20 protein-coding genes are annotated in these 24955 nt (G+C 57.2%); 16 read left to right on the top strand and 4 right to left on the bottom strand.

The window, feature by feature from the left end:
- Positions 1–45: 45 nt before the first annotated feature.
- From aceE to RBB77_RS11440, 8 genes are all read left to right on the top strand, one after another.
- Positions 46–2721 carry a pyruvate dehydrogenase (acetyl-transferring), homodimeric type gene (gene aceE, locus RBB77_RS11475; RefSeq protein ID WP_353067514.1) on the top strand — a complete coding sequence of 892 codons (2676 nt, stop codon included), beginning with the start codon at positions 46–48 and terminating at the stop codon, positions 2719–2721.
- A 117-nt stretch (positions 2722–2838) separates the two neighbouring features.
- Positions 2839–3678 (top strand): thiamine pyrophosphate-dependent enzyme, encoded by an 840-nt coding sequence (locus RBB77_RS11470; RefSeq protein WP_353067512.1) that lies wholly within the window; start codon positions 2839–2841, stop codon positions 3676–3678.
- Between the two features lie 278 nt (positions 3679–3956).
- Positions 3957–5693, top strand: a complete 1737-nt coding sequence (locus RBB77_RS11465) for a capsule assembly Wzi family protein (RefSeq protein WP_353067510.1) — start codon at positions 3957–3959, stop codon at positions 5691–5693.
- A 108-nt stretch (positions 5694–5801) separates the two neighbouring features.
- Complete coding sequence (locus tag RBB77_RS11460) at positions 5802–8057, top strand: GumC family protein (protein WP_353067508.1); 2256 nt, start codon at positions 5802–5804, stop codon at positions 8055–8057.
- Positions 8054–9130 (top strand): polysaccharide biosynthesis/export family protein, encoded by a 1077-nt coding sequence (locus tag RBB77_RS11455; protein WP_353067506.1) that lies wholly within the window; start codon positions 8054–8056, stop codon positions 9128–9130. Before RBB77_RS11460 ends, RBB77_RS11455 begins: the two co-directional genes overlap by 4 nt.
- Positions 9131–9176: 46 nt before the next feature.
- Entirely contained in the window at positions 9177–10430 is a 1254-nt protein-coding gene (locus RBB77_RS11450; protein WP_353067504.1) for a glycosyltransferase family 4 protein, read from the top strand.
- Positions 10431–10605: 175 nt separating this feature from the next.
- Positions 10606–11781: a glycosyltransferase gene (locus RBB77_RS11445; RefSeq protein ID WP_353067502.1), complete on the top strand. Its 1176-nt coding sequence runs from the start codon at positions 10606–10608 to the stop codon at positions 11779–11781.
- A gap of 9 nt (positions 11782–11790) precedes the next feature.
- Positions 11791–12408 (top strand): putative colanic acid biosynthesis acetyltransferase, encoded by a 618-nt coding sequence (locus tag RBB77_RS11440; RefSeq protein WP_353067500.1) that lies wholly within the window; start codon positions 11791–11793, stop codon positions 12406–12408.
- 78 nt (positions 12409–12486) lie between these two features.
- Here the strand turns inward: RBB77_RS11440 and RBB77_RS11435 are convergent, their stop codons facing one another.
- On the bottom strand, positions 12487–12870 hold the full coding sequence (locus RBB77_RS11435) for a response regulator (protein WP_183980255.1): 384 nt from the start codon (positions 12868–12870) through the stop codon (positions 12487–12489).
- 169 nt (positions 12871–13039) lie between these two features.
- On the opposite strand from RBB77_RS11435, the gene RBB77_RS11430 reads away from it, so the two are divergent.
- From RBB77_RS11430 to RBB77_RS11420, 3 genes are all read left to right on the top strand, one after another.
- Entirely contained in the window at positions 13040–14392 is a 1353-nt protein-coding gene (locus RBB77_RS11430; protein WP_353067497.1) for an ABC transporter ATP-binding protein, read from the top strand.
- Positions 14389–16179, top strand: coding sequence for an ABC transporter permease (locus RBB77_RS11425; RefSeq protein WP_353067495.1), 1791 nt, complete (start codon positions 14389–14391; stop codon positions 16177–16179). The genes RBB77_RS11430 and RBB77_RS11425 overlap by 4 nt, the downstream gene beginning before the upstream one ends.
- A 155-nt stretch (positions 16180–16334) precedes the next feature.
- A complete protein-coding gene (locus RBB77_RS11420; protein ID WP_353067493.1) occupies positions 16335–17084 on the top strand; it encodes a PEP-CTERM sorting domain-containing protein in 750 nt (249 codons plus the stop codon).
- A gap of 83 nt (positions 17085–17167) precedes the next feature.
- Here RBB77_RS11420 and RBB77_RS11415 read toward each other — a convergent pair whose 3' ends face one another.
- Positions 17168–17644: an AI-2E family transporter gene (locus tag RBB77_RS11415; protein ID WP_353067491.1), complete on the bottom strand. Its 477-nt coding sequence runs from the start codon at positions 17642–17644 to the stop codon at positions 17168–17170.
- Between the two features lie 77 nt (positions 17645–17721).
- On the opposite strand from RBB77_RS11415, the gene RBB77_RS11410 reads away from it, so the two are divergent.
- The 3 genes from RBB77_RS11410 (at position 17722) to RBB77_RS11400 (ending at position 21029) form a co-directional block, all read left to right on the top strand.
- Positions 17722–19128, top strand: a complete 1407-nt coding sequence (locus tag RBB77_RS11410) for an alpha-amylase domain-containing protein (RefSeq protein WP_353067489.1) — start codon at positions 17722–17724, stop codon at positions 19126–19128.
- 372 nt (positions 19129–19500) lie between these two features.
- Entirely contained in the window at positions 19501–20199 is a 699-nt protein-coding gene (gene purQ / locus RBB77_RS11405) for a phosphoribosylformylglycinamidine synthase subunit PurQ (RefSeq protein WP_353067487.1), read from the top strand.
- A 38-nt stretch (positions 20200–20237) separates the two neighbouring features.
- Positions 20238–21029, top strand: coding sequence for a tyrosine-protein phosphatase (locus RBB77_RS11400; protein WP_353067485.1), 792 nt, complete (start codon positions 20238–20240; stop codon positions 21027–21029).
- A 9-nt stretch (positions 21030–21038) separates the two neighbouring features.
- On the opposite strand, the gene RBB77_RS11395 is transcribed toward RBB77_RS11400, so the two are convergent.
- Both RBB77_RS11395 and RBB77_RS11390 read right to left on the bottom strand, forming a co-directional pair.
- The gene (locus tag RBB77_RS11395; protein WP_353067483.1) at positions 21039–21767 is read right to left on the bottom strand and encodes an SDR family NAD(P)-dependent oxidoreductase; all 729 of its coding nucleotides are present in this window, start codon (positions 21765–21767) and stop codon (positions 21039–21041) included.
- Between the two features lie 23 nt (positions 21768–21790).
- Positions 21791–22360 (bottom strand): carboxypeptidase-like regulatory domain-containing protein, encoded by a 570-nt coding sequence (locus tag RBB77_RS11390; protein WP_353067481.1) that lies wholly within the window; start codon positions 22358–22360, stop codon positions 21791–21793.
- A gap of 307 nt (positions 22361–22667) precedes the next feature.
- Here RBB77_RS11390 and RBB77_RS11385 point away from each other — a divergent pair, with 307 nt between their 5' ends.
- Positions 22668–22967 (top strand): co-chaperone GroES, encoded by a 300-nt coding sequence (locus tag RBB77_RS11385; RefSeq protein WP_020713919.1) that lies wholly within the window; start codon positions 22668–22670, stop codon positions 22965–22967.
- A gap of 97 nt (positions 22968–23064) precedes the next feature.
- Positions 23065–24738 (top strand): chaperonin GroEL, encoded by a 1674-nt coding sequence (gene groL / locus RBB77_RS11380; RefSeq protein ID WP_353067479.1) that lies wholly within the window; start codon positions 23065–23067, stop codon positions 24736–24738.
- Positions 24739–24955: the final 217 nt, after the last annotated feature.

Below are 24955 nucleotides of genomic sequence, written 5' to 3'. Positions count from 1 at the left end.
GAGCAAGCCTTATATCGTTATAAGCGTGGGAGTGCGAGAAGACTTATGACAACGAAACTGGAAGAAGCCGCCAAACAGGACTTTACCGCCGAGGTCTCGGAGTGGATTGAGGCGTTTGACGACGTCGTTGCCGCTGACTGGGAGCAGGGCTCCGAGCTACTGGAGGCTCTGCGCAAGCGCGCACACGAAGCAGGAGTGCCGACGCCGAGCGAACTGACGACACCGTATCGCAACACTATTCCGAAACACGATGAAGTTCCGTATCCAGGCGACAGAGCGCTGGAGCGCAGGGTCGAGAGCCTGATTCGCTGGAATGCGATGGCGATGGTTCATGGTCAGAATAAAAAGGACGCCGGGATTGGCGGCCACATCTCGACGTACTCCTCGCTGGCTACTTTGTTGGAGGTTGGGTTTAATCACTTTTTCCACGCCAAGTACACGGCAGGCGGGTACGAACAGCCGGGAGACTTCATTTACTTTCAGGGTCACGCTTCGCCGGGAGTGTATGCGCGAGCCTATCTGGAAGGGCGATTCGATGACGACCGTCTGAAGAACTTTCGCCACGAACTGCGGGAAACGCCGGGGCTAAGCTCGTATCCGCATCCCTGGCTGATGCCGAACTTCTGGAACTTCCCTACAGTGTCGATGGGAATTGGGCCGTTGAATGCCATCTATCAGGCGCGGTTCATGCGGTATCTGGAGAACCGGAAACTGATTGAGCCGACCGAACGCAAGGTGTGGGCGTTCGTGGGCGATGGCGAGACGGACGAGGTCGATAGCCTTGGGGCGATCTCCGTCGCGGCGCGCGAGAAGCTGGATAACCTGATCTTCGTGGTGAACTGCAACCTGCAGCGGCTGGACGGACCGGTGCGCGGCAACAAGCGGATCATCGATGAGCTGGAAGGCGTGTTCCGCGGCGCTGGATGGAATGTAATCAAGGTGGTGTGGGGCTCGGATTGGGATGCGCTGTTTGAGCGCGACCATACGGGGCTGCTGCTGCGACGCATGGAAGAGTGCGTCGATGGCGAGTACCAGACCTTCAAAGCCAAGGGTGGGGCTTACCTGCGAGAAAACTTCTTTGGGAAGTATCCGGAGCTGTTGGAGCTGGTAAAGGATATGAGCGATGACGAGCTTGGGTTGCTGCATCGCGGTGGGCACGACCACACGAAGATCTACAACGCATACAAGCGAGCGGCCGAGCATAAGGGCGGACCGACGGTCATTCTGGCCAAGACGGTGAAGGGCCATGGGCTGGGTTCGGCGCAGAGCAGGAATGCGACGCACTCGGAGAAGAAGCTGGCGGATGATGGGCTGGCGGCGTTTGTGAAGCGATTTGAGATTCCGATCCCGGAGGAGGCGGCGAAGTCAGGTACGCCTTATCGTCCGGCGCAGAGTTCTCCTGAGATTGTTTATATGCAGGAGCGGCGAAAGGAACTTGGAGGATATCTGCCGACGCGCGAGGTGCCGAAGATCGACTTCAAAGCACCGGGGATCGAGTACTTTGGCGAGTGGACGGCGGGTTCGAATAAACGTGCGGTGTCGACGACGATGGGATTCGTGAGCATCCTGCGGCACTTGATGAAGGACCCGGCGATTGGAAAGCTGATTGTGCCGATCGTGCCGGACGAAGGCAGGACGTTTGGGCTGGAGTCGGCGATTCGGCAGGTGGGTATCTACGCGCCCGAGGGTCAAAAGTACGAGCCGCATGATGCGGATATGCTGCTCTACTACCGCGAGGACAAGGATGGTCAGATTCTCGAGGAAGGGATTACGGAGGCGGGGGCGATGGCCTCGTTTACCGCGGCGGGCACGGCGTATGTGAACTACAAAGTGCCGACGATTCCCTTCTACATGTACTACTCGATGTTCGGATTTCAGCGCATCGGAGATATGGTATGGGCGTTTGCCGACTCGCGTGGCAAGGGTTTTTTGATGGGCGGAACAGCTGGGCGTACGACAATGCTTGGTGAGGGACTGCAGCATCAGGATGGGCACAGCATCGTGCTCGCCAGCACGGTGCCGACTTGCGTGACCTACGATCCCGCGTACGTGTATGAGCTAGCGGTGGTCATTCAGGATGGGATTCGTCGGATGTATGAGAAGGGCGAAGACTGCTTCTACTACATCACGATGTACAACGAAGACTATACGATGCCAGCGATGCCGGAGGGCTCCACTGAGGGAATCCTGCGCGGAATGTACAAGCTGAAGCCTGCGAGTGGTGAGGCGACGGGGCAGCTGTTTGGCAGCGGGCCGATCCTGAACGAGGTGCTAAGGGCGCAGGAGATTCTGGCTTCGAAGTACAACGTGCACGCCGATGTGTGGAGTGTGACCAGCTATACCGAGTTGCGGCGGGATGCGCTGGCGGTGGAGCGATGGAATCGGCTGCATCCTGCCGAGAAGGAGAAGGTGCCGTATGTGCTGCAGGCGCTTGGAACTTCGGCCGGACCGATTATTGCTACGAGCGACTACATGAAGTCGGTGCCGGATCTGCTATCGCCGTGGTTGCCTTCGCGGCTTGTTACGCTCGGGACGGATGGCTTCGGTCGCAGCGATAACCGCGAGCATCTGCGCAGACACTTTGAAGTAAGTGCTGAGGCGATTGTCGGAGCGACGCTGTCGAAGCTGGCGCGTGACGGCAAGTTCAAAGCGAAAGCAGCGCAGAAGGCGATGGGCGAGCTTGGTCTGGATGTCGATGCGGCTGATCCGGCGCGTGCCTAGGGTCTTTTCAACGGCTTGATGGCGAAGAGGGTTCCTTCGGGGGACCCTCTCGTTTTGTAATTGGAGATTTGCCTGGAGGGTTGGTTGAGCAAAGCAGGGTCGTACGAGAATCCCTTGGTGCCGAATAAGAAGCTGCTGCAGATGTATGGAGTGATGGCAGATGCCCGAGCTTTGGATGAACACATTCGGGGATTGCAGAAGGGCGTGAAGGGGCGACAAAAGCTGCGGTCGACCCGAGGGCAGGAGGCCTGCCGGGTGAGCACGGCTCTTGAACTGCTGCCGGGGGATCTGGTGAGCGACTCGCAGGCTGGAGTGGTAATGGATCTGATCTCGGGTGCGCCGTCGAAGGCGCAGCTCGATTCCCTGCTGAGGCGTGTCGCGGAGTTTCATGAAGGGAAGATCGACGGGGCGAAGCTGGCGAGGGAGGGTGCGCTGGCGCGCGTTCTGCCTTGGGTTGACGATGTGGGCAACCGGCTGACGATGGCGATGGGGGCCGCTCTCTCGTTCAAGACGCTGAAGCGCGGAAGCTTGGTCGTCGCTTATGTTGGCCACGACCAGCCGGGTAAAAAGGAGTGGCGACAGGTCCTCCAGACTGCTTCGAAGCTGGAGCTGCCGATGATCTTTGTTGTCTTGCCGAGTGACGAAAAAGATGAGGGCGGAGTGCGCCAACTAAGCGCGAAGGCACGCGGCTGGGGTATGCCGGGATTTCCTGTGGATGCGAACGATGCGGTGGCTCTGTACCGGGTGACTCAGGAGTCGTTAGGACGAATCCGAGGTGGCGGCGGTCCGGTCCTGATTGAATGCAAAGGATATCGGGCGGAAGGAGTGCGGAAAGACTCCACCGACGATCCGCTGGCGCAGATGAAGAGCTTTCTGCTTGGCCGCAAGGTCTGTACGGAGGCTTGGCTGGAAAAAGCTGGAGAGCGGCTTCGCACGCGCATTTCATCGTCTAAATGAGCTGCAGGGTCATTAGTTGGTAACTGCGAGCCGGAAGTTGCGGGCGGTTACACTGGTGTCGGCGTTCAGGCCCCGGGATTGAGGTGTAAGTGCGGACCAAAGCTTCTCTTTGTTTTGCGGTGCTGAGTGTATGGGCCGCATCGACAGCGATCGCGCAGACGCCAACGCCCCCTCCCGCGTCCCCTCCCACCTCCAATCCTGCCCCGACACCTGCTCCCGCCGGATCCCTACCGAGCGAACCGCCGTACGCGGTACAGCCGCCGCCATCGCAGGCCCCGATGCCCAGTTTACCGGTTCCCGCGCCGACACCTCCGCCGGTCGTAGTGCCGGCGCAAACGACTCCAGAAAAACCTTACGTCGCTTATCCCGGCTACGCTCCTCAGGAACCGAAGGAGCCGACGGATTGGCTGGGGTCGACTTATATTCCCGTCGACAGCTGGGTGTATCCGGAGTTGTCGAGGCTCTACTCGATGGGCTTCTGCAACACGATGTTCCTCAGCATGCGGCCCTATACGCGACGAAGCGTTCTGCACATGCTCCAAAAATCGCAGAGCGACATCGTCAACAGCGACAATGAGCAGGCTCAGTCGATTCTGACGAAGCTGTTGTACTACCTGAGCGCAGAGGATCCTGACGGCGGCCTGATCTCGCGCAACATCGTCTACGGACTGGATTCGTCGTACACGCGGGTGGTGGGGATCGACGGACCGATTCTGAATGACAGCTATCATCTTGGCCAGACGATCAGCAATGACTACGGGAGACCGTACCAGACCGGCTTTAACGCGATTGCAGGAGCATCCACGGTTGAGGAGTGGGGGCCGGTTTCGCTCTATGTGCGCGGCGAGTATCAACACGCGCCGTCGGCGACGGGATACTCTAACGACCTGGCGATGCTTCTGTCGATCAACGACTTCATCGATCCCTATCCTCCTGAACGTCAGCCCACGATTCCGCTGGGTCCGATTGTGGAGGAGAATCCGTTTCGCCTGGTAGAGGCGTATGCGTCGGTGCATGTGCTTGGGCATGAGGTCTCCGGGGGCAAGAGCGACGCATGGTTGGGGCCGGCGGCAGGCAGCTCGATGGCGTGGTCGAACAATGCAGAGAACATCTACTCGTTTCGCATCAACCGGGTGGAACCGCTTTATATTCCTTTTGTCTCAAAGATCATGGGCCCCCTCCGCTATGACTTTTTCTACGGCAGCCTGAAGGGGCATACGGTTCCACGCGCTCCCTGGGTGCACTCGGAGATGTTCTCGTTCCGTCCGACGGACAACTTCGAGTTCGCTTTTTCGCGGACCATCATCTTCGGTGGTGCGGGACACGCGCCAGTGAACCTGCACCTCTTTCTCAAGGGCTTCTTTGATCCGAACGATACGGTTGGGGATGAGAAGCAAGGTCGAGATGACCCAGGTGCACGTTTCAGCGACTTCAATGCTTCGTACCGGCTTCCCTTCCTGCGTAAATACGTGACGTTCGTGGTGGACTCGATCTCGCATGACGATGTGACGCCGATCAGTGCTCCGCGCCGGGCGTCTTACAGAACTGGTCTCTATCTTTCGCAGATTCCCGGGCTCAGGGCGTTGGATTTCAGGGTGGAAGCTGTCTCGACTGACCCGGGCGTTTCGTCGGCCCATCTCGGCCAATTTGCCTATTGGGAGACCATTCAAAAGCAGGGCTATACGAATAAGGGATTCATCATGGGGGACTGGATTGGACGTGAGGCCAAGGGTGGCCAGGCGTGGCTGACCTATCATCTATCGGGCAACGAGTGGGTTCAACTGGAATATTTGAATAAGAAGACGCCTGCGAACTTTATTCCCGGCGGAACGACGCAGAACCAGTACAAGGCAAGCGTGGTGAAACGACTGGGAAAAGACGTCGAGCTAAACGCATGGTTTCAGTACGAGCAATGGAAGGCGCCGGTCTACATGCCAGGGCTTCAGAAGAATACTTCGACCGCAGTGCAGCTTACGTGGTATCCCCAGTTACGTTCCTATCCTTCGCTTCACTAGCGCCCCGGGCTGAGCGTGTTACGAATCAGGTAACACTTTTGGACCATATAGAGTCCATAGCTCATCTAATCCTCCTTCCCAAAGGCCCCCTCGGGTAGACTAGAGCGAATGGGTTCTAAAAATACGCAGCCGCCGCTTGTGGGTGTTCCGGAAACGAACCAGGCAGGGTTCAGTACTACGGTTACAGATACTACGCTGTCTGAAGCACTGATTGTGCTGCGGAAACGCAAGCTGGTCCTGATAATTGCGGCATTACTTGCACTTGCGTACGGCATCTTCAAAGCAGAATCCCAACCAAAGCTCTATGAGTCCTATGGGCGCATTCAAGTTCGGTCCGGCTCGTCGAATGAATACCGGGTCAGCACGGTGCAGGAGTATGGCGGCGATTCCAACGCGAAACTATTGAGCGAGATCGAGATCCTGAAGAGCGATTCGCTGATGCTGACTGTGTGCCGTCAGATGGATCTTGCCAACAACGCAGACTTTCTCGAGCAGAAGGGCCCTCTGGAGCATGCGAGCCTGGATGACGCCGATACCAGGCAGGATACGGTCCATCGAATCCAGAGCAACCTGCACATCACCATCGTTCCGAAGACTGACATTATCCGCATCAGCTATAGCAGCCTGAATCCGAAGCTTTCGGCGGATATCGTCAACAAGGTGATCGCGGACTATATGCAACACACCTATCAGACGCGATTTGAGTCTTCGCAGCGCGCCTCTGTGTGGCTTTCGGGCACGCTTGATGGCTTGAAGCAGGAGGTCGAGGCATCGCAGGAACAGATGATGGACATGCAGCGTCGGCTCGGCATCCTGGGATTCGATCCGACCCACAATCAGATCACCGCGTCTCTTGACGACCTTGCCCGGGCGGCAGGTGCGGCAAAGCTGCAGCGCATCATCGCCGAAGCCCGCTACCGGGTGGTAAGCGGAATGGATCCCAACACGCTCGAAGGTACGATTGAGTTGACTCCAGGAACGGCGCCAGGAGAGCTCAACATGCTGCGTGGACAGCTCGCGGGAGCAAGAGCGAGCTATGCGACGCTGGAGTCTTCGCTGGGACCGAATCACCCGCAAGCCAAAGCCATCAGGGCGCAGATCGATGAGTACGTCAAAGAGATCGACGACGAGCAAAACCGCCTGATCACGCAGGCGAAGCAGAACTACGTCATCGCGAAGGCGAATGAAGACCAGACGACTGCCGCGCTTGAGACCCAGAAGACCGAGGCCTATAAGCTGCGCGATCAGTTGGTAGAGTACACGCTGCGACAGCGGGAGTATGAGGCCAACCGAACGCTGTATGATGGCCTGCAACAGCGCTTGCGAACGGCCAGTGTGCAGTCAGGACTTGAGTCGCTGGAGGTCGATGTTGTCGATCAGGCGCTGCCACCGGCCCAGCCTCTGCTGCGGCCGCAGTCGACGGTGATCCTGACAGCTCTCGTCTTCGGCCTCTTGGCAGGCGTAGTGGTAGCCTTCCTGATGGAGAGCCTGGACACGGGACTGCGGAGCATCGCGGAGATCGAAAGCATTACGGAGCTGCCATCACTCGCAATCATTCCGCGAGCTCGCAAATCGTCAGTGGATCAGGCCGCGACACTCACAACGGCACAACGAAATGTCGGTATTCTGACACAGCCAAAGTCGCAGTTTGCAGAAGCGTTCCGTTCCCTGCGAACGTCGCTGCTACTCTCCAATACCGGACATCCGCCGAAGTACATCGTTCTGACCAGCGCTACGCCCTCTGAAGGAAAGACGACGGCTGCGAGCAACCTTGCTGCGATCCTGGCGCAACGGGACACTCGCGTTCTGCTGATCGATGGAGACCTTCGCCGGCCCAATATCCATCATCGGTTCGGGTTGAACGGCAAGATCGGGTTGACGACCGTATTGACCGGCGCAACCAAACTGGAGGATACGGTCCAGAGAGTGCCTGAGATTCCCAACCTCGATATTCTGCCGAGTGGACCTGTTCCGCCATTCCCTACGGAGATGCTAAGTTCGGATGCGATGGAGACCATTCTTAAGCGCTGTGGAGATCTGTATGACTACATCGTGATCGACTCTCCGCCAATCCTCTCCGTGACCGATGGCGTGATTCTGGCGCGCCAGGCGGACGCCGTTGTGCTGGTGGTGCGTCATGGCAAATCGAGCAAACATGTGGTGCGAAGAGCAAGAGATCTGCTGCTACGCTCTGGGGCAGCGATTACTGGAATTGTGCTGAATGCAGTTGATCTGAATTCGCCCGAGTACTACGGCTATTACGGCTATTCGGGTTACTCCTACTCAAGTGTGGATTCGGACAGCTGGGAGTCGCAGACTGTCGCCCACGGAGACCACACCAAGGGCGGGGAGACCAAGCGATGAGACAGAAACAGGAAGGCCGAACTGGCGCAAGCAAGCTTGTGAATCAGGTCGTCTGGCGCAGGGTATGGTTTGCTTCAGTTGCTCTTCTCCTGATGGTCGTCTCCGCTCGCTACGCCGAGGCACAGTTCAGCGGGCCTGCACTCGGGATCTCGAGTGAAGTAAATCCCCCCATCACGATAACGACCGATCCGGCAATTTTGTTTCCCGCGGGCCGAGACCCCTATTTGGGGGTCGGGGATGTTTTCTCAGTTCGGATCTTCGGAAACGCGGACTACGTTGCAGGGGCACGGATAGGCCTTGACGGTACAGTCCAACTACCCCTGATCGGGAATGTGACGGTGGACGGTCTGACACTGCATCAGGCCCAGGATCTGATCGCGCAAAAGCTGAAGGCGGCGGGGATGTATCGCGACCCCCAAGTGTCAGTCCAGGTCACAGACTCGCCCAATCAGATCGTCACTGTCATAGGAGAGCTGCACGGCATTGTTCCGGTGATTGGCCAACGGCGACTGTTCGATGTATTGGCGGCACTGGGTTCCGGAGGCGGAGGCGGAGGCGGAGCGACAACAGTTGTATCCGGAGGCGGCGGACTGCCCCCGACGGCAAGCCACGTGATTACGATCAATCGTTATGGCATGGCGGAGCCGATTGTGATCGACCTCGGAACCGATCCTCAAAAGAGCGCGCTGATCAATATTCCGATCTTTCCACGCGACACGATTATTGTGCCTCGGGTCGGCGTTGTTTATCTTCTGGGCGCCTTCAAGACCCAGGGCGCCATTCCGCTGCAACAGAACTCCCCAATCACTTTGATGAAGATAGCGGCGCTGGCAGGAGGGCCCGGATGGGAAGGTAGATTCAACGATCTCAGGATCATCCGCACGACGGGTACAACCCGACAGGTGGTCAAAATCGACCTCTCGAAGGTGATTAACGGGAAGGCACCTGATCCTGTGCTTCAGGCCGAAGACATCGTGTTCCTACCTACCAATCCTATGAAGTCGGCGATCAAGAACGGCGGTATCTCTACGCTGTTGGGTATCGTTTCTATTTTCCTTATCGCTGTTCAGTAGTAGCCGTCACATCGTTAGCTGGTTTTGCACGAGAACCGAAAAAAATATGGTTTTACCACCGTCAGGGGTCGGCAATGGGTTGAAAAACAAGGTGAGGCTGGCCTATCTGGTTAGCCACCCTATCCAGTACCAGGCTCCACTGCTGCGGCGAATCGCGCAGGAGCCGGACATCGATCTGACCGTGTTCTTCGGCTCGGACTTTTCGATTCGCGGCTACCAGGATAAAGGCTTCGGCATCGAGGTAAAGTGGGACGTGCCGTTGCTCGATGGATACCGTCATAAGTTTCTGCCGGTGATTCGTGACGATGGAACGCAAACCGTGACGACTCCATTGAGCTACGGCATCTTCAGCGAGCTTCGCGGCCGCAACGGTGAACCCGGGTACGATCTGCTGTGGACGCACGGCTACAACACGGTGAATGCATTCCATGGAATGCTGGCCGCCAAAGCGCTGGGGATTCCGGTGCTGCTACGAGCGGAGTCGTGGCTGCGCGACCGTTCGCGAAGTGGGCCAAAACTTATTTTGAAGAAGATGTTCTTTCAGTTCTTGAAAAACATGGTGGCCGGTGTTCTGCCGGTCGGGACGATGAACGCGGAGTACTGGCAACACTATCTTGGCGATGATGTGCCGACCTTTCTGATGCCCTACGCAGTCGACAATGAATACTTTCAACGACGAAGCCGCGAAGCGGTCGCAAGACGCTACGAGTTGCGAAAAGAACTAGGGCTCGACGCGGCAAGACCGGTCATTCTGTTTGCTTCAAAGCTGCAACAACGGAAACACTGCGTCGATCTACTGGATGCCTACGAGCGTCTGATCAACGACAAGACGGACCATCCACAACCTTACCTGCTCATCGTTGGCGACGGTGAGGAACGAAATGCACTTGAAGAGAGGACCAAGGCGAAGGGATTAGCCGGCGTGCGATTCTGCGGTTTTCGCAATCAATCGGAGCTGCCAAGATTCTTCGATCTTTCAAGCGTGTTTGTGTTGCCTGCACGTCATGAAGCCTGGGGATTGGTCGTGAATGAGGCGATGAATGCCGCCCGGGCTGTGATCCTCTCTGACGATATCGGGTGTCAGCCCGATCTGGTGACCGACGGCGTGGAGGGATGCGTCTTTCCCGTGGGCGATGTGAACGCGTTGACTGAGGCGTTGCGCCGCGTGCTTGCTACACCTGAGACCGCGGAACAGATGGGCCGGCATGCGCTCGATCGAATTAACGCATGGAGCTTTGAAGAGGACATTCTGGCGCTTCGCGGAGCCATTGCACAGCTGACACGTAAGATCGTTGCGTAGAGTGGGCCGCTAACTTCCATGGGATCTCCTGACCGAAGCCGACAAGGATATGATCGGGCTTCGACAAGCAATCGCATCCGTGACAAGGAGGTTGTCGACGTAACTACCACTTAAGTTCGCGCAGGCTTCGAGGAGAACTCTGCTGCTATGCTTAAGAGTCGATAGTCAAAGATTTATGCGGATTCTGCACATCATTGGAACACTGAACCCTGCGGCAGGCGGCCCTACGGAGTCGGTTCGGGTTCTGCTCAGCTACGGTCCGATCGGCTATACCGGCGAGGTGGTAACGCTGGACGATCCGTCAGCACCTTACCTGAACGATGTCGGATTTCCGGTTCACGCGTTGGGTCCGGTGCGTACCACGTATGGCTTCAACTCAAAGCTGTTGCCCTGGCTGCGCGAAAATCGTCATCGCTTTGACGGTGTGGTGGTGAATGGACTTTGGCAGTACTGCGGGTATGCGGCGTGGCGAACGCTCGCGGGCAACACTCCCTACGTTGTGTTTACGCATGGCATGCTCGATCCCTACTTCAAACACGCGTTTCCGCTGAAACATATCAAGAAGTGGCTCTACTGGATACCGGCGGAGTACTGGATCCTGCGCGGAGCGTATCGGGTGCTGTTTACTTCGAAGGCGGAGAAGCGGCTCGCGGAGCAAAGCTTCTGGCTGCATCGCTGGAATGGCTATGTGGTGCCGTACGGTGCGAGCGGTCCGACGGGCGATCCTGACGTGCAGAGGCGTGCTTTTTTTGCGAAGTGCCCTGAAGCGAAGGGCAAGAGATATCTGGTGTTTCTCGGGCGGATTCATCGCAAGAAGGGTTGCGATATGCTGATCGACGCGTTCGCGAAGGTCGCAGCCGATGACCCCGATCTTTACCTCGTGATGGCGGGACCGGACCAGCAGCAGTGGAGCGCGAAGTTGAAGCAGACGGCCGCGAACCTGGGGATCAAAGACCGGGTCTTCTGGCCGGGCATGGTCACCGGAGATGCGAAGTGGGGAGCGTTTTACGGGTCGGAGGCTTTCATCCTGCCTTCCCACCAGGAGAACTTTGGGATTGCGGTTGCCGAGGCTCTGGCTTGCGGAAAACCCGTCCTGCTGGCCGATAAAGTGAATATTGCCGAAGAGATTGCTGAGGACGGTGCGGGGTTGATGGAACTCGACACCCCCGATGGCACCTTGAAGCTGCTTAGGGGTTGGATCAGTATGACAGTTGCCGAGCGTCAACGCATGGCTGAGCTGGCATATCAGTGTTTCCATCGCCGTTATGACATGCGCGAGAATGCGAAGGCGATCATCCGGTTATTTGGAACGGCTACAGTACTCACTCCCACCGCAGTGGAATCCGAGTAGGAAGCGGCGATGCCGAAGCAGATTCACTACAACGCGGCAGAGCATATCTCGGCGGAGACAGCCGCGGACCCCTATCTGCGTCCGGCGTTTTCGTTGCAGGACAGGCTGCGGCGACTGAACTGGAATCTGTGTTGGGCAATCTTGTATAGAACGTCACCACGCCCGTTACATTCCTGGCGTGCGTTTCTTCTTCGTCGGTTCGGAGCGAAGATGGGGCCGAACTGTCACTTCTACCCGCGCTCGAAGGTATGGGCTCCGTGGAACCTGATCTGTGCCGAACAAGTGACGGCCGGAGACGGCGCCGAGATCTACAACCCCGCGCCGGTGACGCTCGGTTCGCACGCCATCCTGTCTCAGGATGCGTATGTTTGCGCGGCGACCCATGACTATGACGACCCGGCGTTCCCTCTGATCGCTTATGCGATGCAGATTGGGGCATACGCCTGGGTCTGTGCGAGGGCGTCAGTGGCGCCTGGGGTGAATGTGGGTGAGGGAGCTGTCCTCGGGCTGGGATCGGTTGCGACGCGAACTCTCGAGCCCTGGACTGTGTATGCGGGGGTGCCTGCTGTCAAAGTAAAGGAACGACGTCAGTTCCCTGTTTCTTCTTCGACCCAGGAGCAACCGTAATTTTGTTTTTTTAGCAAAAGAAAGCAGGACCGAAGTGGTCCCGCTCTTTTCGTCGTTTCTTATCACGCGGCCGAAGAGTTAGCCGCGCAACTTTGCCAAAAGATCGGTAGGGTGGACGGGCTTCGCGAGGATTTCGAACTCGTGCCCTTGCGCGCGAGCTTTTTCGAGCAGATCCGCAGTAGCGGCCTGGCCTGAAAAGAGCAGGATCTTACAACTCGGCAGCTTGCTCCGGGTGATGATTGCTGCTTCGATCCCGGTCATACCGGTCATGATGACGTCGCTGATGAGCATGTCGGGTTTAAAGCTCTCAAGCGACTCGACGGCCTTCTCGCCGCTGAAGACTGCGCGAGCTTCAAAGCCCGCCTGATTGAGGATTATTGCCAGAGTATTCGCAATCACCTGCTCGTCGTCAGCGACCAGCACCTTGGGCTTGGGTGTTGCGGTAGAGGTTAAATCTGCCATGCTAAGTTTCCCCAAAAGTAGAAGGTTCAAGGTTCAGTTTTAAATTGACGTACGCAGGCAGCAGATTGATATTTCTCCCCGCTCAGTAATGATACGCTGAGCGCAGAGGTGGTTGTCTGACAAACCGCCACAAAAATCCTCAGACTGCTTCCGTACCACCATATTTCCTATGCAGACAGCCATCATACGTGCCGAACGCGTCGAAAAATACTACGCGCAACCAAGCGAAAATCGCATTCAGGTAATCTCGCCGACAGACCTGTCGATCGGGGCCGGCGAGATCGTTGCATTACTTGGGCCGTCAGGCTCTGGGAAATCTACTCTTCTGCGAATGTTGACCGGTTTATCGACGCCTTCTGCCGGCGAAGTTTACTGGCACGAAAAGCCAATTGCAACGGCAAGTGTAAACGTTTCCATCGTGTTTCAAAGCTTCGCTCTCTTCCCGTGGCTAACGGTGCTCGAGAATGTCGACGCGCCACTGAAGGCGCGCGGCATGGAGCCGGCGGAGCGCCGAAAACGCAGCCTCAAGATCCTCGATACGGTTGGTCTGGACGGCTTCCAGGCCGCTTATCCGAAGGAGCTGTCGGGCGGCATGCGACAGCGCGTGGGTTTCGCCCGCGCGCTGGTTGTTGAGCCTGAAGTATTGTTCATGGATGAGCCGTTCTCCGCTTTGGATGTGCTGACGGCAGAGAATCTGCGCAGCGAACTGCTGGAGCTCTGGCAAAACAAAACGATTCCGACACAAGCAATCTTCATCGTTACACATAACATCGAAGAGGCGGTTTTGCTGGCCGATCGCATCATCGTGCTCGGTCGGAATCCCGGCCACGTGAGGACCGACTTCCAGGTCGCAATTCCGCATCCACGCGACCGAAAGGCGACCTCCTTCACGCAACTGGTCGACTACATCTACAAGGTGCTGACGCAGCCGGATGCACAGCCACCGGCGCTACCGCAGACCTCGACCGGCAAGCCCGTACGCGATCAAAGGCAGATGCACTACCAGATGCTTCCGCACGCGCGGCCCGGTGGAATCGCAGGTTTGCTTGAGCTAGTGCTAGACCACAACGGCAAGGACGACATCTACCGCCTAGCCGATGATCTCGCATTCCAAATCGACGATCTCCTGCCCATTGTGGACGCCGCGCAACTGCTTGGCTTTCTGACGGTTACAGAAGGCGACGCTGCCATTACTCCCACTGGCGCCGAATATGCGAACTCAGAGATCCTGCGCCAGAAAGAGCTCTTTCGCAGCGCCGCAGTGGAGAACGTTCTGCTGCTGCGCCAGATCGTGCGCGCGATCGAGTCCAAGAGCGACCGCAGCGTGCCGGAGGAGTTCTTCCACGACATGCTCGACGAGCAGTTCAGCGAAGACGAGACCCTTCGTCAGTTGGAAACGGCGATCAACTGGGGCCGCTACGCAGAGATCTTCGACTTCGATGCGTCTCGACGACGTTTCATTCAGTCCGAGAAGCTGCATCACGACGCGGACACAAGCTCCACCGCGGAGATCGATGCATGATGAAGTTTCCGGAGAGCTTCAGCAACATCCCCGGAAGGGAGACGCTAGCCCGCTCGCAGGTGTTACAGCGCAGCTGGCCTGTGTTTCTCGATCTCTGCGTCGCCGGAATCGGCCTGGCGTGCTTCTACGGCGTCGTCGTGATTGCACGTTATTGGTTCGGTCATCCTGAGCCGGAGATCGTCATCTCGCAAAGCCCGCGCGCGCTGCCGCAATATGCGTTCTATTCCGTCGTGCGCATCTTTCTCGCATACCTACTGAGCCTGATCTTCGCCATCGGCTACGGCTACATCGCCGCGTACAGCAAGCGCGTGGAGCCGTTGATGATCGCAGGACTCGACATTCTACAGTCGATTCCAGTGCTCAGCTTTCTGCCTGGCGTGATGCTGGCAATGGTAGCTCTGTTTCCCACCCGACAGATAGGCGTCGAGATGGGCGCAATTGTGCTGATCTTCACCGGCCAGGTGTGGAACATGGCCTTCAGCTTTTACTCCTCGATCAAAAGCATCCCGCGAGAGCTTACCGAAGCCGCAAACATCTACAAGTTTTCGCGCCTGCAGAAGTTGATCCAGTTAGAGCTTCCCTACGCAGCCATTGGCTTAGTGTGGAACTCGATGGTATCGGTTGCGGGTGGATGGTTCTTCCTGATGGCATGCGAGATGTTCGTGCTGGGAACGCGCGACTTCCGGCTTCCTGGGCTTGGATCGTACCTGCAGACCGCAGCTGGAACCGGAAACTACATGGCAATCACATGGGGATTGTTGACCATGGTTGCGATCATCGTCGCCACCGATCAGCTCGTCTGGCGGCCGGTGATTGCATGGAGCGACAAGTTTAAATTTGAGCAGGTAGAGAGCGCATCGCGAGTGCACTCGCCTATGTTGCATCTGTTCCAACACTCGCGCGGGCTGCAAAGTCTGCGGCGGTATACGGTTGTTCCTTTAGAGGAAAGCCTGTATCGACGACTTGCGGAAGAGCGTGGCGTCGGAGCAAACACAAACGCTGCGAAGCCCGTGCGACGAAAGGCAAAGAACGGAATCTTGTCGACCGTGCTGCGCGGGCTTGTCATACTAATTGCCTCGGCTGCAGTTCTCTACGCGGCCTGGCAGGCGTTGACACTGCTGCGTGAGGTACATGGAAGCCAGTTCGCCGGCATTCTAAAGGGCGCCATGGCCACCTTCCTGCGAGTGAATGTGTCGCTCATTATTGCTGCTGCGTGGACCATCCCAGCCGGCGTTGCGATTGGGTTTCATCCTCGACTGGCACGAATCGCTCAGCCCATCGCGCAGATTGCAGCATCCGTTCCCGCCACCGCGCTCTTTCCCGTCATCCTCCTTGCTCTTATCCGTATCGGCGGCGGCATGAACATCGGCTCAATCGCTCTCATGCTTCTGGGCACTCAGTGGTACATCCTGTTCAACGTGATCGCAGGCGCAATGGCGATCCCCTCCGATCTGAAGGAGGTCGCGACGTTGTTTCACTTCACGACCATTCAGAAGTGGAAGACCGTAATTTTGCCTGGAATCTTTCCGTTCCTGATCACAGGCATGGTGACCGCGTCGGGCGGCGCGTGGAATGCGAGCATTATCGCCGAGTACTTCCGGCTGAAGAATCAAACGCTGCAGACGGTCGGGCTTGGAGCTACCATCAGTGCGGCGACAGACAGCGGACAGTTTCAGATTCTGCTGCTGGCGACGATCGTGATGGCGATCATGGTGGTTACGATCAATCGGCTGGTCTGGCGGCCACTCTATCGACTCGCAGAGACACGTTACAAATTAGGCGGCTGAACGAGCCGAAGCCCAGATACTCATCTCCAACACCTGTCATTGCCCACAGTAAGAGATTGTTTTCCTTATTTTTGCGTTTTCTTTGCACATACAGTGCAGGTAAGTTCATGCGGTCCTACTCTTAGGAATTCCCCAAGCATCCAATCGGAGGAAACATGAACTTTTCGTCTGCCTCAAAAGCCATGACCGCAGCTCTGTATAGAGCTAATCAAGGATTTCGTTGGAATATTATCGTCTTGGCTCTCGTCGGCGTCTCTGCGCTTGCAGTTACGCCCGCTGCTTATGCTGACTCCTACTCTTTCTCATTCAGCGGCGGTGGTATGAGCGGCTCTGGTGAAATCACGTATTCCCCAACAGCAGTCCCAGGCGTACCTGGCGCGTATCAGATCAACGGTATCTCCGGTAGCTTCACCGATACGAATGCCGGAGTCTCAAACGCCGCCATCCTGGGAGTGCAGAGCACAACCCTGCCCACCGTCAACCTGGACGGCACCTTTCTTCCCCCAGGCGGAGACGCTGCGGGACTTCCATACTCGTTTGATAACCTCTTCTATCCCGGCGGAAACTCCCCCGCAGTCTGTCCTCCTCCCGCGCCTGGTGACCCAGAGCCGCCATATCCCTTCGGCGGCGGATATCTCGATATCTATGGCCTGTATTTCAACGTCGCAGGCGGCTACGGTGTCGATCTGTGGAGCAACGGCGTCGTGCCCGGATTCGGTCTGACCTACGGTGTAGGCGATGCTCTCAACGGAACTGGACTCAATACCTACGGAGAACCATTCTCGGGCACCAGCGTAAATGTCTCCGTTGCCCCGACTCCAGAACCAGGTACTCTCTTGCTTTTGGGCACCGGGATGATTGGTTTCGCAGGTTCACTATCTCGGAGACTGCGTAAACGCGCCTAAGCAACAGGCTCACCAGAACATGACGGGAATAGAAAAGCTATCGTTCCGAGCGGACGATAGCTTTTCTGTCTGTGGCGAACTGACTAGACGGAAGAACTCGGCTTGCGAAACGCGAAGATAACCGCGAGCAGCGGGGGCGCTAGCAACACTCCCCAGAATGGGATGAGGATGCCCAGAACAATAGGTCCAAGAAACGCCGCCCACCACGGCACTTTCGTCGTACGGTGCAACACATAAGGCCCGATCACCAGCCCCTCAAGAATCACAATCAGTCCGTAAAGTCCCAGCACAAGACCCAGCCGCCACTCATCATGTCCGCTAAAGGCTACCGCTAGAACCGGCCCGATCAGTGCGATCATGCCCCCAAACGTCGGGACAATCTGGAGGATGCCGCCAAGGATCGCCCAGAACGGAGCGAACGGAACTCGTATCAGTTCGAGGCCGATCAACCACAACACGCCGACGATGAGTGCATCGAGCGTAGCGGCACGCCACCAGTTCAGCAGCGCTCCACCGGCGGTCTTCAGGTGAGTGCCCGTATTGTTGTTTCGAAGGTCCATACCAACCTGAGCATCCTTCCGCGCATCTGACCTGCTGAAGCAGAACTATAAACCAAGCCACTTCCTTCGATGCGAACATGCTGGCGGTATTTTTGCCGGTCCATGAAGCCCCTCGTGCGGACGGCGAACAATGGAGCACGATCAAGATGGCTGTCATGATGCAGGCGTTTTACTGGGATGCCCCCAAGCTGGAGAAAAAAGAAGGCGAATGGTGGAACTTCGTCGCCGAAAAAGTTGAAGATCTGGGCAAGACAGGATTCAACGCACTCTGGCTTCCTCCGGTCTCGAAAGCCTCCGACCACACCTCGATGGGCTATGACCCCTACGACTACTTCGACCTCGGCGACTTCGACCAGAAGGGTGGCACCAAGACCTTCTACGGCAACCGCGCAGAACTGGAAGCGCTGATCGCCAAGGCGCACAAGAACGGAATCGGGCTGTATGCGGACATGGTCATCAACCATAACTCTGGCGCCGACGAGGAAGAGGTCAATCCCCTGGATGGCGAAAAGCGTTGGACAAAATTCAACCCCAAGAGCGGAAAGTTCCCTCGCGACTGGAACTGTTTTCATCCCAGCCGCTATGAACAGGTGATGATCGAAGGCGAGAACTTCGCAGGCTTCCCCCACCTATGCCATCGCAACCCCGTCGTCTACACCGCCATGTTCGAGTACGCCCGCTTCCTCATCGAAGAGCTTGGCTTCGACGGCTTCCGATTCGATTTCGTAAAGGGCTTCGGCGCGTGGATGATCGGCCTGCTATCGAAATACCGTTACGTCAAAGACGGCAAAGACTTCATGCCCTATGTCGTTGGCGAGATGTGGTCGGGCACCGAAGACATCGATAAGTGGCTCGAAAGAGTGAACAGAATCACAGACAACCAGATCGCAGCCTTCGACTTCCCTCTTCGCTACAAGCTGAAGGATGTCTGCGACAAGCCGAGCTACGATCTGCGCAACCTGACCGACGGAGGAGCCGTCGTGATGAAGCGGCCAATGCACGCCGCCACCTTCGTCGACAACCACGACATGGGCGACAACGCGATCATCAACGACAAGATGATGGCCTACTCGTTCATCATGGTGCATGAAGGTTACCCGAGTATCTTCTGGTACGACTACTACAACAACGGCCTGGCGCGACCGCTAACGCCAAACGGTATCGACGCCTTGGTCAACGCACACCATAAATACGCCGGTGGCGACTCTCAGATCCTCCACGCCGATCCCGATCTCTACATCATGCAGCGAGTCGGCTTCAAGGACGACAGCGTTGACCAGCCGGGGCTGATCTATGTCTTGAATAACCTCGGCGACAAGTGGTCGGGGACCTCGGTAAAAACGAAGTGGGCGAACCAGAAGTTCGCTCCAATCGCCTGGGACGGCCACGACACCGCGCACCCAGATGAACGGACGACCGACGCAGACGGCAACTCCGAGTTCCCTGCTCCGCCGCGCGGCTTTGCCATCTACGCCCCGGTCTAAGTCACTTCGTGAAGCGTAACCGGCCTCACCCAGGGCCTCCCGTTAGTCCGCGAAAGATATCTCATCGCGACCAACGGGAGAGCCAACCGAAGGGGTATACAAGTCACGAAGTGACCGCCCCGCGCGCAGCGGGTTTTTGCCTCTAAAAATAAATCCGGAAAACATGGCGTATTTTTAGCACCCAAAAAACGTGGTGCCAAAACTCCACGTCAGCCACGCAAAACACCACGTTCTCACCACAAAAAAACCATCATCTTGCGCGGTGGAAAACAACAAACACCCTGTAAAACCGCACCCGCCACCATAACCATAATTTTTTCCGGATTCGCACCCGTTTTTCGAGCTTCGGCGAGTGAATGCTATCCTTAAAGTATGAAATTTGGCGTTTTGGTCTTCCCCGGGTCCAACTGCGACCATGACACCCACCATGTAGTCGATGCGATCGCGCACCAGCCTGCAACCTACCTCTGGCACGCCTCCGAGGACCTGCAGGGCTGCGACGCCATCCTCGTTCCTGGCGGATTTGCCTACGGCGACTACCTGAGAACAGGTGCCATTGCACGCTTTGCGCCCGTAATGCAATCCGTGAAGAAGTTCGCGCAAAACGGCGGTCTGGTCATGGGAATCTGCAACGGATTTCAAATCCTCTGCGAAGCAGGCCTCCTACCGGGAGCGCTGATGCGCAACGCCAGCCAGCACTACATCTGCAAGCAGACGTTTCTGCGCACCGAAACCAACGACTCGCCGTTTACGCACGGACTGTCTCGCGGGCAGGTGCTGCAGATGCCGATCGGGCACATGGAAGGCAACTACTTCTGTGACGCAGGCACACTGGATGCACTGAAAAAGGAAGACCGTATCGCGTTTCGCTATGCGACGCGCGAGGGCGCAGTGACGGCTCAGACGAATCCGAATGGGTCCCTTGAGAACATCGCGGGCGTGCTCAGCGAAGGCCGCAATGTGCTGGGGTTGATGCCACATCCGGACCGTTCGAGCGAAGCGCTGCTTGGCTCGTCCGATGGTCTGTTGCTATTTCAGGCCATGGCGGAGTCGTTGGCTTCGGCTCGATAGAGTGCGGCCAAACTGACGTGGTGTAACCTAGCTACGCAATGATTGACATTCACCATCACCTTCTGTGGGGCATGGACGATGGTGCTTCAAGCCTCGAGACCTCGGTGGCCATGGCGAAGATGGCTGCGGCGGATGGGATAACTCATATCGCCTGTACGCCGCATTCGAACGGGCAATACTTCTACGACCCTGCTGACATCGACGCAAAGATTGCTGAGCTGCAGGGCATCCTCGATCGTGACGCGGTGGGCCTGAAGCTAGGCCGTGGATGCGACTTCCACATGTCGTACGAAAATATTCAGGAAGCCAAGCTGGACCCGAAGAAGTTCAGCATCAATGGACTGGGATATCTGCTGGTCGAGGTTCCGGACTACGGATTGCCTCGAGGGCTTACTGAGATCTTCTACCAACTGCAGCTTGCGGGACTAACTCCAATTTTGACGCATCCGGAGAGGAACCCTACGCTGCAGAGCGACGAGTCCAGAGTCGCAGAATGGCTGCAGCGTGGCGTGTTGGTGCAGGTCACGGCAGGCTCGGTGCTGGGACGAATGGGCAAGCGCGCCGAGCGGATGGCGCATGAGCTACTGGAGAACCGGTGGGTGCATTTTCTAGCGACCGATGCGCACAATACAACCTCGCGCGTTCCGAAGATGCGGGAGGCGCTCGAGCTAGTAGCTAACAAGTATGGCCCGGACTACGCGCACCTACTGTGCGTGTCCAATCCTCTGGCCGTGTTTCTGGGCAAGCCGATGCCTCCGCAGTTGGAGCCGCTGAAGCTCTACAAAGAGTTCGAGGAGAAGAGCTGGTGGCGCAGGGTGCTGGGCGTTTAGATACTGACGCTACAGGCCCAGTCCACCGTCGACGGCGAGGAGTTGGCCAGTGATGAAGTGCGGCGCGGTTGCGAAGAAGATGGCGGCCGCAGCTACGTCGTCCGCAGTGCCGTTGCGCTGCATCGGGGTCTTGCGCGCCAGGTGCTCGTAGGCCTCGTCGACCTCTCCCTGAACGATCATCCCGGGAGCGATGCAGTTGACGCTGATCTCTGGGGCCCAGGCCTTGGCCATTGTCTGCGAGAGCATGTGCAGAGCAGCCTTCGAGGTGCAGTAGTGGGCATGCGTGGCCCAGGGGTGCAGGCCGCCCAGCGAGCCGATGTTCAGGATCCGTCCTTTGACGGCGCGAAGATGGGCGTATGCGGCTTGGGCCATGAGAAAAGGTGCGCGGGTGTTGGTGGTGAACATCGCGTCCCATTGATCGGCCGAGATCTCTTCAAGGGCCTCGGATGCGAAGATGCCTGCGTTGTTGACGAGAAGGTCGATGCGTCCGAAGTCGTTGATGACGGTGGAGACTGTTTGCTCGATATCTTCGGGGTTGCGGAGGTCGCATCGGATAGCGAGTGCGTCGACGTCGTGGGCCGCGAGTGCGTGCACCGTCTGCTCGGCTTCGGCCTGGGAGGCGAGATAGGTGATCACCACATCCGCGCCGCGTTCGGCAAGGGCCAAGGCAATGGAACGGCCAATGCGCTTAGCCGCTCCGGTTACGAGCACAGTCTTTCCTTTTAGCAGCCTGTCCATAAACTCCTTCTTGCTACTTTCCGTTATTGCTGGGGTGTTGAGTTCGGAGTCGCAGGCTGCTGCGAAGTTGCAGGGGGAGTACTGGGTGCCGGCTTGGCGGCAGGCGTGGTCGGTCTGACTGGCTCCTGGACGCCCGGCTTTCTGGTGGCGTCTTTGCCCTCATTGTTCACATAGGAGGAGATCTGTTCCTTTGGGCGGACCATGGCGATGGAGATCTCTTTGGTGGGATCGTTCACCTGATACTCCTCGGCAAAGGTGGCAAAACCGGGAGCGATGACCTGAACGCGGACGGTGCTGCCGGTGGGGATAACGTCGATGGTCGCTTTGCCGTCGGGGTCGGTTTTGACTTCGAGGTTGCCCTCGTCCTTGCCGTCCATGGAGGGGTTGAAGACGACCGCGGCATTCATGATGGGCTTGCCGTTGAACTTCTTGAGGACAGTGACCTCGATGTGCGAGGTGGCCGGGGGAGCTTTATACTTGCGGCCGCGCTTTACGGGAGCGTCCTGATCCTGAGCCTTAGTCGGGAGACAGGTTGCGAAGGCCAGCAAGAGAACGAGACACGAGAGAGACCAGACGGTGCGACGTGACGACATGGGCTCATTTTACGACTTTTGAGCTTGGATTGTGGGGATAGGTCCCAGACGGGAGAGTCTGGGCGAGGCTTGCGCGAGTTTCACTCACATTTCACGTATTCAGGTTGACAACAAGAGGCGGCCTGACTATCGTTAGCAATCGGAAGGCTTGAGTGCTAACAGCTCTCTGGTTTGCTTGTAAGCCGGGCCCTGTAGCCTGTTCCATTCATTTATTTGCGGCTGCGGCCAGCGGTTGACGGCCGATGCTGCGCTCAACAATCGCGGACGGCTTGCCGTTCGCCAAATCGCACTAAGGAGATGTAAAGCAATGGCGACAACATCGTTTACACCGCTGCACGACCGGATTCTGGTTCGGCGCATTGAAGAGGGCGAAAGCATTCGAGGCGGGATCATCATCCCGGATTCGGCAAAAGAGAAGCCGCAGCAGGGCGAGGTGATCTCTGTCGGCAAGGGCAAGTCGAACGACGAAGGTAAGGTATTTCCGCTGGATGTGAAGGCCGGCGACAGCATTCTGTTCGGTAAGTATTCGGGTACCGAGATCAAGATCGACGGCGAAGAGCTGCTGATTATGCGCGAAGAGGAAGTTCTCGGCATCCTCAAGAAGTAGCGACTGCGCGTCGAGACGAAACATGCTCCGGCGCGAAAACGGAACGTCGCAATATCAACATATTTGATCAGCTCTAGCTGAAAACAGGAGTAAGACAATGGCAAAACAGATTCTGCATGGAGAAGATTCGCGTCAAGCTATCCTGCGTGGTGTCAATATTTTGGCCGACGCAGTGAAGGTGACGCTTGGACCTAAGGGTCGCAATGTCGTTATCGAGAAGAAGTTCGGTTCGCCGACGATCACCAAGGACGGCGTGACCGTTGCCAAGGAGATCGAGCTCGCGAATTCGCTCGAAAACATGGGCGCGCAGATGGTTCGCGAAGTTGCTTCGAAGACTTCGGATGTTGCCGGCGATGGCACCACCACTGCAACTGTTCTCGCCCAGGCGATCTATCGCGAGGGTGTGAAGACAGTTGCTGCCGGAGCGAACCCGATGGCGCTCAAACGTGGTATTGACAAGGCTGTCGAGGCCATCATCGGCAAGCGCGATGAGAACGGCGCTCCGGTTGGCGGAGAACTGAGCAAGCTATCGAAGCCTGTCTCGGGCGATATGATCGCCCAGGTCGGGACCATCTCGGCAAACTCTGACTCTCAGATCGGCGTGATCATCGCGGAGGCGATGAAGAAGGTTGGCAAGGATGGCGTCATCACCGTTGAAGAGTCGCGCACGATGGAGACTCAGCTGGATGTCGTAGAGGGCATGCAGTTCGATCGTGGCTATCTTTCGCCTTACTTCGTAACCGACGCAGAGCGGATGGAAGTTGCCCAGGAGAATCCCTACATCCTGATCTACGAGAAGAAGATTTCGTCGATGAAGGACCTGCTGCCCCTGCTCGAGCAGATTGCACGCACCGCCAAGCCCCTCGTCATCATTGCTGAGGATGTGGACGGTGAGGCGCTTGCAACTCTCGTCGTGAACAAGCTCCGTGGCACTTTGAATGTTGCGGCTGTGAAGGCTCCTGGTTTCGGCGATCGTCGCAAGGCGATGCTGCAGGATATCGCGATTCTGACCGGTGGCAAGGCGATCACGGAAGACCTCGGCATCAAGCTCGAGGGCGTGAAGATCGAAGACCTCGGCACTGCGAAGCGCGTGACGATCGACAAGGACAACACCACCATCGTTGATGGCGGCGGTAAGGATGGCGATGTCGAAGGCCGCGTGAAGGAGATTCGCGCACAGATCGACAAGACCACCTCCGACTACGACCGTGAGAAGCTGCAGGAGCGTTTGGCCAAGCTGGTTGGCGGCGTTGCAGTGATCAAGGTGGGTGCGGCGACCGAGACCGAGATGAAGGAAAAGAAGGCTCGTGTCGAGGATGCGATGCATGCTACTCGCGCTGCGGTTGAGGAAGGTATCGTCCCGGGCGGCGGTGTGGCGTTCATTCGCTGCACGGCTGCGGTTGATACGGTGATCAAGAGCCTTGAAGGCGACGAGAAGATCGGTGCAACGATCATCCGGCGCGCGATCGAGGAGCCCTTGCGCATGATCGTCTCAAACGCTGGCGAAGAGGGCGCAGTCGTGATCGGCAAGATCCACGAATCGAAGGAGGCCAACTACGGCTACAACGCCGCGACTGGCGCCTACGAGGACCTGGTGAAGGCTGGCGTAATCGATCCGACCAAGGTAACGCGCACTGCACTGCAGAACGCGGCTTCGATTGCTGGGTTGATGTTGACCACCGAGGCGATGATCTCGGATATCCCGGAGAAGAAGGAAGCCGGCGGCGGCGGTCATCAGCATGGCGGCGGCGGTATGGACGGCATGTACTAAGAAGTTGTTTCAAGAAAAAAAGTGGAGCCCCGGTGCGCACCGGGGCTTTGCTGTTTTTGTTGGAGTTTTGAGGGGTATTTTGGAAAAAACGTGGTTTTGAACGTGGTTTTTCGATGGTGAAGTTGTGGTGTTTTGCATGGTAAACGTGGTGTTTTGGACGCATGTTTTTCGGTGTCAAAAAATACGCCACATGAATGGAACTTTTCTGTGGAAATTT

The sequence above is a fragment of the Tunturibacter psychrotolerans genome, assembly GCF_040359615.1.
GTDB lineage: Bacteria > Acidobacteriota > Terriglobia > Terriglobales > Acidobacteriaceae > Edaphobacter > Edaphobacter psychrotolerans.
This window is presented reverse-complemented; position numbering and strand designations above follow the sequence as displayed.